The organism is uncultured Leifsonia sp., assembly GCF_945957465.1.
Classification (GTDB): domain Bacteria; phylum Actinomycetota; class Actinomycetes; order Actinomycetales; family Microbacteriaceae; genus Leifsonia.
In genome coordinates, this window is record NZ_CAMFLC010000017.1 from 21913 (window position 1) to 35471 (window position 13559).

General features: G+C 65.5%; 12 protein-coding genes. 4 read left to right on the forward strand and 8 right to left on the reverse strand.

Translation table 11 applies throughout. The annotated features are described in order from the left end of the window. Positions 1-23 precede the first annotated feature (23 nt). Positions 24-1901: a non-homologous end-joining DNA ligase gene (ligD, locus tag Q0Q23_RS09670; RefSeq protein WP_295122498.1), complete on the forward strand. Its 1878-nt coding sequence runs from the start codon at positions 24-26 to the stop codon at positions 1899-1901. Here the strand turns inward: ligD and Q0Q23_RS09675 are convergent. The 8 genes from Q0Q23_RS09675 to Q0Q23_RS09710 form a co-directional block, all read right to left on the reverse strand. Beyond that, the gene (locus Q0Q23_RS09675) at positions 1898-2386 is read right to left on the reverse strand and encodes a hypothetical protein (RefSeq protein ID WP_295122500.1); all 489 of its coding nucleotides are present in this window, start codon (positions 2384-2386) and stop codon (positions 1898-1900) included. The genes ligD and Q0Q23_RS09675 overlap by 4 nt on opposite strands. Further along, on the reverse strand, positions 2386-3048 hold the full coding sequence (locus Q0Q23_RS09680; RefSeq protein ID WP_115697622.1) for a ParA family protein: 663 nt from the start codon (positions 3046-3048) through the stop codon (positions 2386-2388). Before Q0Q23_RS09680 ends, Q0Q23_RS09675 begins: the two co-directional genes overlap by 1 nt. Positions 3049-3391: 343 nt before the next feature. After that, positions 3392-4783 (reverse strand): hypothetical protein, encoded by a 1392-nt coding sequence (locus tag Q0Q23_RS09685; RefSeq protein WP_295122504.1) that lies wholly within the window; start codon positions 4781-4783, stop codon positions 3392-3394. Between the two features lie 835 nt (positions 4784-5618). After that, the gene (locus Q0Q23_RS09690; protein ID WP_295122506.1) at positions 5619-5873 is read right to left on the reverse strand and encodes a hypothetical protein; all 255 of its coding nucleotides are present in this window, start codon (positions 5871-5873) and stop codon (positions 5619-5621) included. 156 nt (positions 5874-6029) lie between these two features. Next, positions 6030-7163, reverse strand: coding sequence for a S9 family peptidase (locus Q0Q23_RS09695; protein ID WP_295122508.1), 1134 nt, complete (start codon positions 7161-7163; stop codon positions 6030-6032). After that, positions 7160-8122, reverse strand: a complete 963-nt coding sequence (locus Q0Q23_RS09700; RefSeq protein WP_295122510.1) for a hypothetical protein — start codon at positions 8120-8122, stop codon at positions 7160-7162. Before Q0Q23_RS09700 ends, Q0Q23_RS09695 begins: the two co-directional genes overlap by 4 nt. Next, positions 8122-8658 (reverse strand): hypothetical protein, encoded by a 537-nt coding sequence (locus Q0Q23_RS09705; RefSeq protein WP_295122512.1) that lies wholly within the window; start codon positions 8656-8658, stop codon positions 8122-8124. The genes Q0Q23_RS09700 and Q0Q23_RS09705 overlap by 1 nt, the downstream gene beginning before the upstream one ends. A 4-nt stretch (positions 8659-8662) precedes the next feature. Next, complete coding sequence (locus tag Q0Q23_RS09710; protein ID WP_115697629.1) at positions 8663-9346, reverse strand: helix-turn-helix transcriptional regulator; 684 nt, start codon at positions 9344-9346, stop codon at positions 8663-8665. A gap of 88 nt (positions 9347-9434) precedes the next feature. Here Q0Q23_RS09710 and Q0Q23_RS09715 point away from each other — a divergent pair, with 88 nt between their 5' ends. From Q0Q23_RS09715 to Q0Q23_RS09725, 3 genes are all read left to right on the forward strand, one after another. Further along, positions 9435-9884: a hypothetical protein gene (locus Q0Q23_RS09715; RefSeq protein ID WP_115697630.1), complete on the forward strand. Its 450-nt coding sequence runs from the start codon at positions 9435-9437 to the stop codon at positions 9882-9884. Then, positions 9881-10675: a hypothetical protein gene (locus Q0Q23_RS09720; RefSeq protein WP_295122515.1), complete on the forward strand. Its 795-nt coding sequence runs from the start codon at positions 9881-9883 to the stop codon at positions 10673-10675. The genes Q0Q23_RS09715 and Q0Q23_RS09720 overlap by 4 nt, the downstream gene beginning before the upstream one ends. Before the next feature lie 213 nt (positions 10676-10888). Then, on the forward strand, positions 10889-13543 hold the full coding sequence (locus Q0Q23_RS09725; RefSeq protein ID WP_295122517.1) for a hypothetical protein: 2655 nt from the start codon (positions 10889-10891) through the stop codon (positions 13541-13543). Positions 13544-13559: the final 16 nt, after the last annotated feature.

Below are 13559 nucleotides of genomic sequence, written 5' to 3' on the forward strand. Positions count from 1 at the left end.
GTGGTCGGCGGTACGGTCGTGCCATGCCAGCGACACCGCTTGTCGACGTCGACGGCAGACGTTTGCGCCTAACGAACCTGGATAAGGTGCTGTACCCGGAGACGGGGACCACCAAGGGCGATGTCATTCACTACTACGCGACCATCGCACCGGCACTCCTCCCCCACCTGGCTGAGCGCCCAGTCACGCGCAAGCGCTGGCCTGACGGCGTCGGTTCGGCCACCGCGCCCATCGAGGCATTCTTCGAGAAGGATCTCGGCATGGGCGTGCCGAATTGGGTGCTGCGCCAGACGATCCTTCACTCCGGCGGCGAGAAGCGCTATCCGGTGGTCACCGATCGCGCGACGCTCGTCTGGCTCGCGCAGAGCGCGGCGCTCGAGCTGCACGTGCCGCAGTGGCGCTTCGACACTGATCGCCGGCCGACGCGGATGGTGCTCGACTTCGACCCTGGAGAAGGAACCGGTCTTGCCGAGTGCGCTCAGGTGGCGTTGTGGGCGAAGGCGATCCTCGACGACATGGGGCTTCCGACTTTCCCCGTGACTTCCGGCAGCAAGGGCGTCCACGTCTATGTTCCTCTCGATGGCCGGCTCTCCTCAGACCAGGTGTCCGACGTCGCCCGCGAGCTCGCTCGGGCGCTTGAGGCTGACCACCCCGCCGAGGTGATCTCGACCATGCCGAAGGCACGTCGAGTGGGCAAGGTGTTCATCGGCTGGTCCCAGAACAACGCCAAAAAGACGACCATCTCCCCCTACTCGCTGCGCGGCACCGCGCGACCGTTCGCGGCCGCGCCTCGCACCTGGGAAGAGATTGCCGCACCAGGACTCGAGCAGCTGGACTTTTCCGAGGTCCTCGACCGATTCGAGGATGCGGGTGATCTGCTTGCCGCCCTCGACCACTCCCCCGCTGTACGCCCGCCTGAGCCTCTGCGAGGCCAGATCGACCTAGCTCTCGCCAAAGCCTCCGAACGCGTCCCAGAAGCCGCAGCGCTGCCCGGAGGAAGCCGTTACGAGCCGAAGCTGGACGGTTGGCGGACTGCGGCGGTCGTCGACGTCGACCGGGTGACACTCTGGTCGCGCCAGAAAACGAACCTAACCGAAGCGTTCCCCGACGTCGCCACGGCGATCGCCGAGCAGGCGGATGCCGGCGTCGTCCTCGACGGCGAGCTCGTGCGCTGGAACGACGGGCGACTCGAGTTCGACGCCCTGCAGCGCCGTTTCGCCTCAGGCAAGCAGCGCCGCCGGCAGCTGGTCGATGAGGAACCGATCGACTTCGTGGTCTTTGACATCCTCGCTGCAGGTGGCCGCGACCTGCGCGGCCTGCCCTACGACGAACGTCGCCACGCCCTCGAACAGCTCGCGGCCGGCTGGCGGCCGCCACTGAGCTTGATCGCCGCCACTACCGATGCCGATGAGGGCAGGAGGTGGTTCGAGGAGTTGACCGTCCGCGGGATCGAGGGCGTGGTGGTCAAGGGCGGCGCGCAGCCGTACCGCGGCGGCCAGCGCGATTGGATCAAGGTGAAGCACCGCGACACATTTGAAGTCGTTGCGGGCGCGGTCACCGGTACGTTGACTCAGCCGGGCGAGCTGATCCTCGGTCGGTTTGAGGGCGACGAGCTGCGGATCATTGGCCGCACGACACCCCTGCGGCCTACGGCTGCCCGCGCGCTCACTCCCCTACTGCGACCCGCACCTGCGGATCATCCGTGGCCCGACGTCATCTCGTCTCGCACCTACGACCGCTTCCAGCCCAAACGCGAAACAAAGCTCACGCTGATCGAGCCACTCACTGTCGAAATCTCTGCGGACACTTCGATCGTTGGCGGCACAATTCGCCACGCAGCACGGTTCGTCAGGGCTCGCCCAGAGGTATCTCCCGACGAGGTGAGTTGGCCGCGCTCCTAAACTCTGTTAGTTACAGAGTCCCGGAGTTGCGCCTCGTCGTTTCCATTGAGCTCGTTGAGGTGCGGGATCAGGAGGTCGATCGCGATCCGGATGAGGGTGTTCTCGGTGATCCGCTCCCCCGCCCCAGGCGTCTTTGCTCGATTCAGCTTGCGCGCGTACTCCGTGAGCGTCTCGTACTGCTCCTCGCGAAGACGCGTCTCCTTGCGAACGAACCGCAGATACAGGGGCTCTCCCCCGGCCGGCGCCGGGACGACAGGGGCCGGCGCCGCGGCCGCGGCGGGCTCGGCAGTCTTCTTGGCCTGTGCAGGCTGCCGCTTTCGAGGCGGCGCTGACTTGACCCGGGGCGTTTCGACCTCCGGAGCGGCTACCGCCTGCGGGGCCACGGCAGGGTCAGAAGCCGGCGATGCGTCGCCCTGTCGCTGCAGCGGTTCGACGTCATCAGTGTCGATCTTTTCGAGCAGCGTCGAGAGGTCCTTGCGGCTCATCAGATTGCTCCTGCCTGAACGGGGGCGTTTGCCCAGATGGATTGAAGCTCGAGCGCGACCGAGTTGTAGTCGAAGATCGCGGCCCGGTTCTGTCGCGTATCCGTGTAGTCCGTTACGACGCGACCATTTACGGGCGCGTCAGTGACGCTCGCAGATTTGCGGACGTGGTTCTTGAACCGAGCGAGACCCAGGTTGTCGACGATGGACTCCCACTCCTGGAGGTGTGCGTCGCCGCGTCGTCGGTCGATGTTGTTCAGCAATACGCGATAGTCGAGCTGACGAGGCTCTACAAGGGACTTCACGGTCCGCACCAGCGGCTGGATCGCAAGCGGCTCAGGGGCGAGAGGAAGGATGACGAAATCCGCGGAGTCGAGGACGGCAGAGAGCGTCGCGGTTGCTTCCAGATTGCCGGGCGTGTCGACAAAGACGAGGTCATAGGGCAGCTCTCGCAGGCGAGCGAGGTTCTTGGGATCTACGTCGGGAGCGAAGTCGAAAGGTAGGTCCTCCCCCGCGTTGCCGGCCCACCATGTGGTCGACCGCTGCCCATCGGCGTCAACCACGAGGACATCATTCCCGGCCTTGGCGAGCACAGCCGGCAAGTTCATGACCGTCGTCGTCTTGCCTATGCCGCCCTTCTGGCCCGCTACAGCAACGATTTTCATAGTGACATCCAATCTGTAGGTTCGGAAGTTACAGAGTTGCGCCCGCGGCGTTTTGCAAACTCTGTATGTTCGTGAGTTTGGAAGTCTGCGAGTTCGCGACTAACAGACTTCGAGAGTTCGTGACTTTGTAAGTTACAGATAGTACCCGGGACTACACTCTGTAAGTTCCGAAGTCTGGCACTTCCGTACTTCCGTACTTCCGTACTTCCGTACTTCCGTACTTCCGTACTTCCGTAGTTCCGCACTTCCGTACTTCGGAACTCTGTAACTCCATGAGTAGGCTACCACGCGCGGAGCCCGAAGTTACAGACTTCGTGACTTCGTGACTTACAGAGTTTGTAACTTACAACTGACGGAAGAGTTCGCCGAGGGTGACAGCTCGGTCGCTGTGAGCAGATCCGGCCTTGTTCACTACGTACGTGTCGTGGTCATCGGCGGTCGCCGGGGGAGCGAAGCGGATCGTAGTCGAAGTGTTCAGATCAGCTTCGTCTGGGATCTCAGCCTTCTGCTCCGGGTTGATCCAGACGATGTCGCCGTGGTCGAGCTCGACGTGGTCGAGCTGCCAGCCCCGGGTGATGAGGAGTTCGTGTACCTGCTGCACTTCCGTGTGGAGCTTGCGTACGACGGCGGGGAAGTCGGCGGGATGCATTCCTTCGCCGAGGAGCACGTCGGTGATGCGCCGCCGTTCGGTGGCGCGCCGTGTGCGCTGCGCCTGGAGCTCGTCGGCGCTCTGCTGATGGATCTCGCGGATGGTGGTGTCGACCGTCTGGCGTTCCGCGGCTGTCGGCGCCGGCGGCCGGCTTCCGTCGTCTCGGGCGGGGGAGGGGGTGGCGTGCTGGACGGGGGTGGTGCGGATGATGGTGCGGGGCCTCTCGCCGGGGGTGATGACCTGTTTGACCATCCAGATGAAGTAGCGCAGTGGGTCGGCGGCCGCGGTGATCTTCTGCTGGGCGGTGGTCTTGTCGCCGGAGTGGCGGGCGTCGACCAGGTCGGCGATCTGCCACCAGGTCCAGGCGTCGAGGTCTACGCCTGCGGCGGTGAGGGCGTGGTCGAGCTGCCCGATGTGGCGGGTAAGCAGCTTTCCGGTCTTGCCGAGTCGGGGACCGGCGAGAGAGCCGCCGTAGTGCCGGTCGAGATGCGCGAGAAGTCGCAGTCTGTCGAGGGATCGTGCCTTCTCGGGGACGTTTGCTGACTGATCGTCAGAAAAACCCCTGTTCCTATTTGGCCTGGCGCGCGTAGCGCGCTCCATTCCCCTTGGGGATTGTTGTTCTAGATCTACCGAGGAAGAAGGTTTTGACGGGACGGAAGCGGTTAGGCCCAAAACGGGATCTACAGATGCCGGGTTATCCACAGCCTTGGGGGCGGGGAGCGTGAGCGCCATGACGTTCGCGGCCTGCTCCTGGTGGCCGCCGTGCGTCTCAAAGGCTTCGGCCTTCTCCTCCCGGGAGAGCAGGTTCCGGCCGGTGGCGTGGACGTGGACGAACCCGCCGGCCTCGAGCGTGCGGATGGCCAGGCGCACGCTCTCGTCCGCCTTGAGTCGGATGGTGCGCCCTTCAGCGGCCTCGGTGTTGGCCTGCACGCGGGCGCGGATGGTGGCGTAGGAGAGGGTGACGTGGCGTCCGGTGGCGGGTTCGGCGGCGTAGCGGAGCACGTGCGCGATCGCCAGCAGGGTGGCGTCGGCGACGTGCCAGCGCTGCCGGGCCTTCTCTCGCTCGGGGGTGAGCATCCAGTCCATGAGGGTGTCGAACCAGTGCGCCCCGGACCACCAGGCGGGGATCTTCGCCCATTCCTCGGCCGGGACGTGGATCGCCCAGCTGCGCGGGGCCGGCTCATCCTTCAGCGAGGGGGGCTGCACCGTGTCATGTGCCTCCTGAGCGTGGAGGGCTTCGGCGACCTCGGCCGGGGTGGGGAGCCATGAGCGGTCGCCAGCGTCGGCCGCGCGACGGCGGCCGCGCATCGGGGCGACGGGTGTTCTCATGGCTTGTGGTGACCTCTCCGGCCTGAAAATGGGCGCAGCAAAGCTGCCGGTATGTGCTCGGCTCTGTTTTTGGGCGCACCAGAATCGCCGACTGTGACTCGGCGTTCCTTCGATGCGATGCGTCGGGGCCGCTGTGCGGGTCCGACCGGTGCGGGTGAGGGCGGGCGTCGGGCGCCGGCCGCGGTCTCTGCGCTAGATCAGGTGACCGTCCTCCTCACCATGAGGAGCTGCGCGCACGCGCCGTCGACCAGGTCGATGGGGCGTGCAGGATGTGACCCGTCAGCGGCCGCGCACGTCGTTGTGGCGGGGCGGGACGGGGAAGTAGTGGGGGAGAGGGACAGCGGAAGCTCGACGTCGACGAGACGGGCGACGGAGCGGGGTGCGGCCGACACGCCGACACGCGGATCGCGTGCGCACGTGCAGGAACCCGAAATCTGGGTTACGATGCTGCCAACTCCTCTCCGAGGGTACGGAAAAGCCTCCGGGCATTTCCGGCTTACTTAGGGAAGAAGCTCGAACCTCGCTCCCGCCAAGAATTGAGGGTTTGAGCTCCAGATTTTCCGGGCCCGCCGCAAGGCGGGCCCGATTCTGTTTAAGCGGCTGCCGTGGTCGACACCTCCGTCGTCGTGATCAGGGAGGCCGGTACAGGCGGAAGGGCGCCGTGCTCTGCGACGTAGTCGCGGATGAACAGCTCGAGGTACAGCGCGGGGGAGTAGTTGCCCGACTCTTCCGCTGCAGCGTTGACCTGGTCCCGGATGAAGCCGGAGAAGGTCAGTTCGGAGTGCCACGCGGTTTCGTCGCCGCGAGCGAAGACGTTGCGCTTCTTGCCTGCGTTGCTACCAGCCATGCGCTCATCTTGTCCGGTTAAGACCGGCTTTAATGGAAGGCTCGCGGGCGTGTTGGATGCCTGGTCTACGTCTTCGGGGTCGAAGAGGGCCTCGTGATGCATGACAGCACCTTATCCGATATGGGTAGACAGGCCTGTATCTGTATTGGTAGAGGGTCAGCGTGTCAGCTGCTGCTGGCACCAGGCGACGATCGCCGCGTTGAAGCCGGCTGCGTCGACGTTGTACTCCCACGCGTGGGCCGCTCCGGGGAACTCGGTCAGCGTGACGATTCCCGGATGCGCTGCAGCGAAGCGGCGAGAGAGCTCGACGGGGATCTCTTGGTCGCCGTCTGAGTGGATCACGAGCGCAGGTACGGACAGCCGGGCGAACCGGGTGAAGTCGAGCGCATCGAAGTCGATGGGGAAGGGGAGGCCGACGATGCGGCTGATGAGGCGTCCCTGCAGCGCGTGGATGGCCGCTGAGCCGAGGAATCGGGGAAGGTGGGCCTTCTGCGCGCCATGCCGGATTGCGGTCCGCCAGTCGGTCGCGGGAGCGATCAGGATCAGGCCGGCGATCGCGTCGCGGTGCGCGCTGTGCTCTGTGAGCTGCAGCGCGATGCTGGCGCCCATCGACCACGCGAACAGGACGACGCGCTGCGCGCCGTGCGCGAGTGCGTAAGCGATCGCGGCGTCGACGTCCGGCCATTCGCCGAGGCCGAGAGTGGATGCGCCGTTGAGGACCTCTGGACCTTCGGTATCGCCACGGAAGGAGACCACGAGCGACGTGTAGCCGAGTTCGTCGGCCGCGGGGACCGAGCGGAGGGCGGTGATGCGGGTGGTCCGGACGCCGTGGATGTGAATGGCCCAGGTCTCCGGCTGAACCGGGTGCTGCGGTCTGATGAGCCACGCTGGAGCGTCTCCGCCTGGAACCGAGACGTCGACGTCCTCAACGCTGAGCTCGAGCGCGCGCGGATGGGGGAACACGTGTCCGGTCCAACGCCCCTCGCCAGCAGCCAGCTCTCCGGCTGTGACAGTGAGGATCTGCCGCGTGACGGTGCCAGCCGCGGGGTCGCGGGAGAGGACCGGGCCGATAAGGGCGTGGCCGTCCTGACCGAACCAGAGCCCGAATTGGCCGGCGTGATCCGTCTTCCCGTCGTCCTGGAGCGTCACGGTTCCGTCGCCGGCTTCGTGAATGGTGATGACCCTGGGGGAGCCGGGCATGACGACGCGGCGCGCAAGCAGGATAGTCAGCGCGCCGAGGGCGAGGGCGAGAACGACGAGGATCGCCAGGATGACGATGATCCAGATCATGATGTGGCTCCGTAGCTGAGGGAGTACGAGTCGGGCGTTGTAGGGGCGTTGCTGGCGAGGTGTCGGCTGATGATCCGTTCGGATCGCTTCACCAAGCCCAGCTCGGCGGGGATAAGCGTCAACTGCTGCATCGCCTGGCGATCGCGGATGGCGATGACGTGGTCATACACCGCTCCGAGAAGGTCGCTCCGGTCTTCCACTGGGGGAGGGGTGAAGCCCCGCCGGAGGAGCACTCGTCGCAGCCAGAACAGCTTGTGGCGCAGGTTCAGCACCCGAAGTGCCCGGACGACGGTGAAGGAGGCGATGCCGGCGACGATGAGGATCACGCCGACGTAGAAGAACAGGTCGAACAGGCGATACAGCACGTCCACCACAATCCCCGGGCCGAGGTTGAACCGGGCGATGGTGAGGTATGCGATTTCGTCCACGCACGCCAGGATTACGATGGCCGCGCCGACGCGGAAGAAGCGGTAGGCGCGGGCAGGGCGCCCGCGGACTCCGAGGATCAGGCTGACGGAGATGCTGGCGATCGTCGCCATGTAGATCGAGGCGTAGAGCCACATCGCCGTCTGCCCGGTGCGGTGAGGGATGAAGTAGTAGTCGGTCGATCCGCGGTCGACGATGAAGAGGAAGGGCACGGTGAAGGCTGCGAGGGCCGCGATGAGCGGCCACCAGCGCAGTGTCCGTCGACGTCCATCCTGCGAGATAGCAGCCTGTGTGACCAGCCAGAACGCGACGGTGCAGAGCACGTTCTGCACCAGATTGAGCCAGTTCTGGCCGCCGATCCAACCGTCCAGGACCGGCTGTGGGATCGCCGTCCCGAGGGTCAGCAGCGCCAGCGTCCCCGCCCCGGACGCAAGCCACGACAGCCGGCTTCGAGGCTCGCGCACGGCGGACACGGTGCGAGCGAGGAAGACGACTGCGAGGATGAGGAGGGCGGCGGTTTGCAGCCCGCGCATTACCCGAAGATCCGCTCGTCCGCCTGGTGGCGCGGGCGCAGCAGCCGGCGCGCGAGAAGGTAGGCGAGGCTTTCGGCTTCGCCCTCGATGATCGCTGACGCGCCCTCGACCTCAGTCAGCTCGCCGCTTTCGAGGGCGAGGATCCGCCCTCGGACCTTGTCGGAGAAGTCGCTGTGGGCCATGGCCGGCGCCGTCGCCTTCGCTGTGCGACAACCGGGGTGGTTGTAGATGACGTGCGCGAGCTCGTGGAGAATACAGTGATTCTGGTAGATCTCTGAGTCGTCGTGGCGAATCAGGATGTTGGCGCTCTCGGCGGTCTCGACCAGAAGAGCCGTGAGTGTTTCCCACTTCTCGTTGCCGACCGGCTCGATGCGGATGGGCTTTCCGATCCGCTCCTCGGCCCGCCGAATGACGTACGCGAGGTCGGCATCCGGAGTCAGATCCAGCGAGGAGAACTTGTCTGCGGAGCGTTGCTTGATTTGAGCCGCTGTGGGCCAGATGGTTTGTTGCCTGACGTCACCCGAATTGACGTACATGAACCTAGTTTCGTTTCGTAATGTCCTTGATCGATTTCGCTACTTCTCGGAGAGCCGAGGGTGACATCTCTCCGAGGGACCGCGCGGACACGCTCTTGGCTCCAGCCTTGTGGAGCGCACTCTCGAGTGCGAGCTCTGCCTCTGTTCGCTCCGTGACCTCCACGTGGTGGAAGTTCACGAGGTAGAGGGGGTCGACGCCGAAGAACTCGGCGATCGCCACCATGAGCGACTCCGCAATGCGGACGGGCGCGGTCTCTTCCGTGAGGGAGGACCAACGCTCGGCAGTGAACGCAATTCCCCGGTCTTCCAGGCTCTTCGCGAGTGCCGCAGCGCGGAACTCGTCGCCACCTTGGACGGGGGCGCTTGCCAGCTGGCGGAGTCGTCGGGCCAACTCCGGGCCATCAAGTCGCAGGATGGGGTCTTCGGTCGGAACCGCAGTGAGGTCATCGGGTGTGACACCCAGAGCCTTCGCCAGTGCGGTGATGTCATTGACGTTGAACGGCTTCTCGTACCGCATGCGAATGTAGAAGTAGTTCTCGCTGAGGCCGGCTGCTTTCGCAAGGTCACGATTGGTGAGAACGACCTTCTTAGTCCGGTTCGTCTGCTCGGGATTGTCGCGGAAGCGCTCGATGTTGAGCACGATGCGACGCGAGAACTCATCTGCGCCGTCGACCTGTGCTCGAACCATGCCAAAAACCTACCGGCAGAGTGCACCGAATCACGGTATCTCTCTGATTCGGTAGACATGTCTCTATCTATTTCGGTAGAGTGCTCGCGTGCGGGGACAAACTGACATCCAATCCAGCGATTTGGAGCTGTGTGCGGAGCGCCGGGAAACGGTGCTGAATTGGGTCAGGGATCCTCGCCTAAGCACGGCGGAACGTAACAGCATCCTGAAACAGGTCGAACGGTTCAGCAATCCCCAATCCGGGGACCGTGCCTTCAAGCGCGCGGAGGAGCTGTACGCCAAGGCGATCCTCGCCCCGTCGACACTTGCCGCGGCCGAAGATGCCCGCAAGGTCGACCGAGTTGTGGAGGGGCTTTCGCGCATCGAAGCGGTCGTGTCTCAGACCAGCCCGGACGAGTTTGCGGCCGCCCTGCTCTCGAGCAACGAGAACCTGATGGACTGGGAAGCCACGATCAGCGGCTTCATGCGCGTTCTCGAGTTCCACGACCAGGTGTCCCGGCATCTATCTCTGCACGCCCCGGCATCGGTGAGCGCGTGAACGCGGCGCGCGAGGAGCAGTTTCGCGCCTCGATCGCCCGCCTCTCCCAGGACCCCTCCGCGTTCCTGGCGTCCGACGATCTCGCCCCTTTCATCGAGGACCTCCGCCGCGAGCTGATTCCCTCGGTGCACCTCATCACCCAGCGCAACGGACCCCGATATCGGAAAGAGCACGACGACGACGACCTCGTCAACCTGCTGCTCGTCGCCATGATCGGCGACCCGGAGAAGTGCCGATACCTGGCGGAAAACGCTGCGTCCCCGTTCTCCTACGCACGCACCTTCCTTCCCGTCTGGCTTGGCGCGGAGACCGGTCATCGCCGCAACAAGGTCTCCATCGTCATGGAGTGGGTCGAAGACGCCAGCATCGTGATGCCAGCCTGGACCGTTCTGGATCCCGTCGAGATTGTGGAGCGCGAGGGCGCGACGGTGGATGAGGCGGTGGCTCTCACCGTCCGCACCCTGCTCCCCAGGACACCCGCCGGCCTCGCCGAGCAGCTTCCCCGAATCGTCGACTGGATGACCGACAACACTCCCACGCACTCCGGCCACGAAGGCGCGAAGCTCGAAGAGGCCGCGGCGATCTTCCCCAGCGTGAGCAAGATCGAACTGCAGGCGATCGGCAACATCACCTGGGGCGGCCGCGGCCGCGAACGCGAAACCTCGCTCCTGGGAGCGTTCCTGCTCAACCGCGACTTCGATCCGCGCACGTCCGCGACACATCGAGTCGCGCTGCGTCTCTACGCCAGCCGCGTCCGCCAGCTGAGGGTTCTCGCCGGTCTCGCTCGCTGAAAAGTGTGCGACTGCGCGCCTCGGCCCATCTAGAGGTGAAGGCGGGAACCCTAGCTCCTGCCCTGACCTCCGCCTCCACCCGAGCGGGAAAGGACCAGTCGCAGTATGAAATCCGGGAACGAGAACATCCGACGGCGCCGGTTTGCCGGCCTGTCACCCGAGCGAGGGCGGCACACGCCGCTACCGCGACGCCGGCATCGCAAGTCGCCGATCATGAAGCGACTGCAGCGGCTCGCGCTCAGCATCGGCGCGTTCGCCGTCGTCGGCGCCATCGGCATGGGGACGCTCGCTCCCGCTGAGGCAGCATCCACCGGCGCCGGCTACAGCGGGATCACTCCCGAGGGCGGGTACCTGGGCAACTACATCGTCCCGGACGGCTCTCGCGCCTACTGCATGGATTCGTCAGCTGACTGGCCGAGCGGAGCCACCGGGGGCGCCTCTCTGGTCGGCGCGCTGACCACCGAGATGGGTGACCCTCTGAGCAGCTCCGTGCTGCAGCGGCTCAACTACGCACTCACCAGGTGGGGCCAGACCGCCGACGCCACCCAGGCGGCCGCGGTGAACGCCTACGTTTACGCGTACACGTCCACCTGGGCGCACTACAACGGCCAGGGCTACAACACCGGCGTCCACTACATCGACGGCAACCAGACAGTGCTCGGCGCGTTCAACTACATCTGGGACCAGACAGAGACCCAGTACAACCAGCCCCAGAACGTTCCCGCCCTAACCGGCTCGATGAGCTTCAGCGTCGACAACAACAACTACACGGGCTCGCTGCGGGTGGTGAACCTCCCAGCCGGAGCGACCGTCAACCTGCAGCTGACCAACGGCATCTTCACCGATTCGGGGAGCAGCGCCAAGAACGGTGTCGGCAACGGCACCTACCCCGTCAACGGCGTCCCGACCGACGGCACCCCGTTCTACAAGATCAGCGCCACGGGCAACGTCAACGCACCAGCCGGGTGGACCTACGACGGCAACGTCACGATCTACTACACCGGCGGCCAGCAGCGCGTCATCAAGGCGGGAACGACGAGCCCGCAGCGCGCCAACTACACCATCAGCGCCAGCGACCCCGTCGAGCGCTCCACCCTGTTCTCCCCGGTCGTCACGACCGCCGTTCAGGGCCGATTCGTCGCCGAGGGAGGCAGCTTCACCGACACTCTGCAGGCCGACGTCGCGGCCGACTCGCAGCCTTGGCGGCAGACCACGTCTGGGCGCTACATCCCCGTCGTTGCCAAGGGCACGCTCTACGGGCCGTTCGCCGACCAGCCCACGCCGTCAGCGACCGTCCCGGTTGATGCACCGGTGGCCGGCACCGCGACGGTGACCCTCAACGGCCCGGGCCAGTACACGGCCCCCTCCGTGCTCGCAGCCAACCACGCGCCCGGTTTCTACCAGTGGGTCTGGGACATCGACGCCACCGATTCGTCTGTCGGAGCGCAGCTGTTCATGCCTGACGGATACCGGTGGGCCGATCAGTTCGGCCTGCAGGCAGAAGCGCACGTCGTCGCCGCCAAGCTCTCCGGGGTCTCGAAGGTGTCCGCGGACGAGGTCGGGTTCGGGCACGAGGTCTCGGACACGCTGACCGTTTCGCTCGACCAGGGCCTGTGGCCGACCATCGGTGGCGCACCGATCCCTGCGCACTTCCAGAACAAGACGTACTGGGTGGAGGGCGACGCCGCGCCCACTTCTGGTGACAGCATCCCGGCCGAGGCGAAGCTGTTCCACACGACGGACGTCACCGTGACCGCGCCCGGCGACTACAGCTCTGACAAGATCACCGCTCCACCGACGGCTGCTGGCTACCTGGTGAACGTGTGGTCGATCATTCAGGACGGTCCCGGGGCCGGGTACTTCGCGGACTGGACTGACGGATGGGCGACTCAGGGTGAGGTCACCAAGGTCTCCCCGCCCACGGTGTCGACGGAGGCGATCGCCTCGGTTGCGCTCGGCGACGAGACGAACGACACCGCCATCGTTGACGGCCAGATCCCCGCCCCTTACTGCGGCACTAGCCAGCCTGCTGACGGTGCAACGAGCTGCCCGAGCACGGTCACTTTCGCCGCCTACCTGCAGCACGACCTGGGCGACCAGCCGGTGTGCGAGGCGGACAACGAGGTGTTCAACTCCGGATATGTCCCTGAGGCCGAGCAGCCCGTTGCGCCGAACGCTGCGGCCGCAGGAACGCCGTCGCCCACGCCGACAGCTCCGGTCGAGCGCGACCCGGTGTACTTCTACAACAAGCCGGTCCCTGTCGATCAGGCGGGACGGTTCCCGTCCGCCGACGTGATCTTCAAGAAGGTCGGCGTCTACTACTGGGTGGCCACCTTCCGGACCGGTGACGGCACCGTCATCAACACGGGGGAGTGCGGCGACCAGAAGGAGAAGACCGTCGTTGCGGAAGACGACGTGGTGACGAAGGCGACGCCTCGGGTGAGCATCGGCTCGAAGGGTCACGACACCGCCATGGTCACCGGAGTCATCCCGAAGAACGCCACGATCGAATTCGCCGTCTACAAGCAGCAGGGCTCCACCCCGGTCTGCACGGCGACGAACGAGGTGAAGGTGGGCAAGCCGCAGCCACTTCCCGCCACCGGCGAGTACGCGTCGGACGACTACACGTTCACCGACGCGGGCACCTTCTTCTGGGTGGAGACCGTTCGCAATGCGCGCGGCGAGGTCACCCACCAAGGCAAGTGCGGTGCCGACGGTGAAACCACCATCGTCGACGCCCTCGCCCAGACCGGTTCCGACGAAGCGGCCTACCTGCCTATCGGTCTGGCCTTGGTCGGGATCCTCGGAGCGGCTGGGACCGTTCTCCTGGTCGCCACCCGTCGCAGCAAGCGCACCTCCACCAAGTAACGAGACCAGGGCGCGG

What these genes read in the sequence shown, in the direction of transcription:
- ligD (WP_295122498.1), top strand. Translation starts at nt 24, where the DNA reads ATGCCAGCGACACCGCTTGTCGACGTCGACGGCAGACGTTTGCGCCTA.
- Q0Q23_RS09675 (WP_295122500.1), bottom strand. Translation starts at nt 2,386, where the DNA reads ATGAGCCGCAAGGACCTCTCGACGCTGCTCGAAAAGATCGACACTGAT.
- Q0Q23_RS09680 (WP_115697622.1), bottom strand. Translation starts at nt 3,048, where the DNA reads ATGAAAATCGTTGCTGTAGCGGGCCAGAAGGGCGGCATAGGCAAGACG.
- Q0Q23_RS09685 (WP_295122504.1), bottom strand. Translation starts at nt 4,783, where the DNA reads ATGGACTGGATGCTCACCCCCGAGCGAGAGAAGGCCCGGCAGCGCTGG.
- Q0Q23_RS09690 (WP_295122506.1), bottom strand. Translation starts at nt 5,873, where the DNA reads ATGGCTGGTAGCAACGCAGGCAAGAAGCGCAACGTCTTCGCTCGCGGC.
- Q0Q23_RS09695 (WP_295122508.1), bottom strand. Translation starts at nt 7,163, where the DNA reads ATGATCTGGATCATCGTCATCCTGGCGATCCTCGTCGTTCTCGCCCTC.
- Q0Q23_RS09700 (WP_295122510.1), bottom strand. Translation starts at nt 8,122, where the DNA reads ATGCGCGGGCTGCAAACCGCCGCCCTCCTCATCCTCGCAGTCGTCTTC.
- Q0Q23_RS09705 (WP_295122512.1), bottom strand. Translation starts at nt 8,658, where the DNA reads ATGTACGTCAATTCGGGTGACGTCAGGCAACAAACCATCTGGCCCACA.
- Q0Q23_RS09710 (WP_115697629.1), bottom strand. Translation starts at nt 9,346, where the DNA reads ATGGTTCGAGCACAGGTCGACGGCGCAGATGAGTTCTCGCGTCGCATC.
- Q0Q23_RS09725 (WP_295122517.1), top strand. Translation starts at nt 10,889, where the DNA reads ATGAAGCGACTGCAGCGGCTCGCGCTCAGCATCGGCGCGTTCGCCGTC.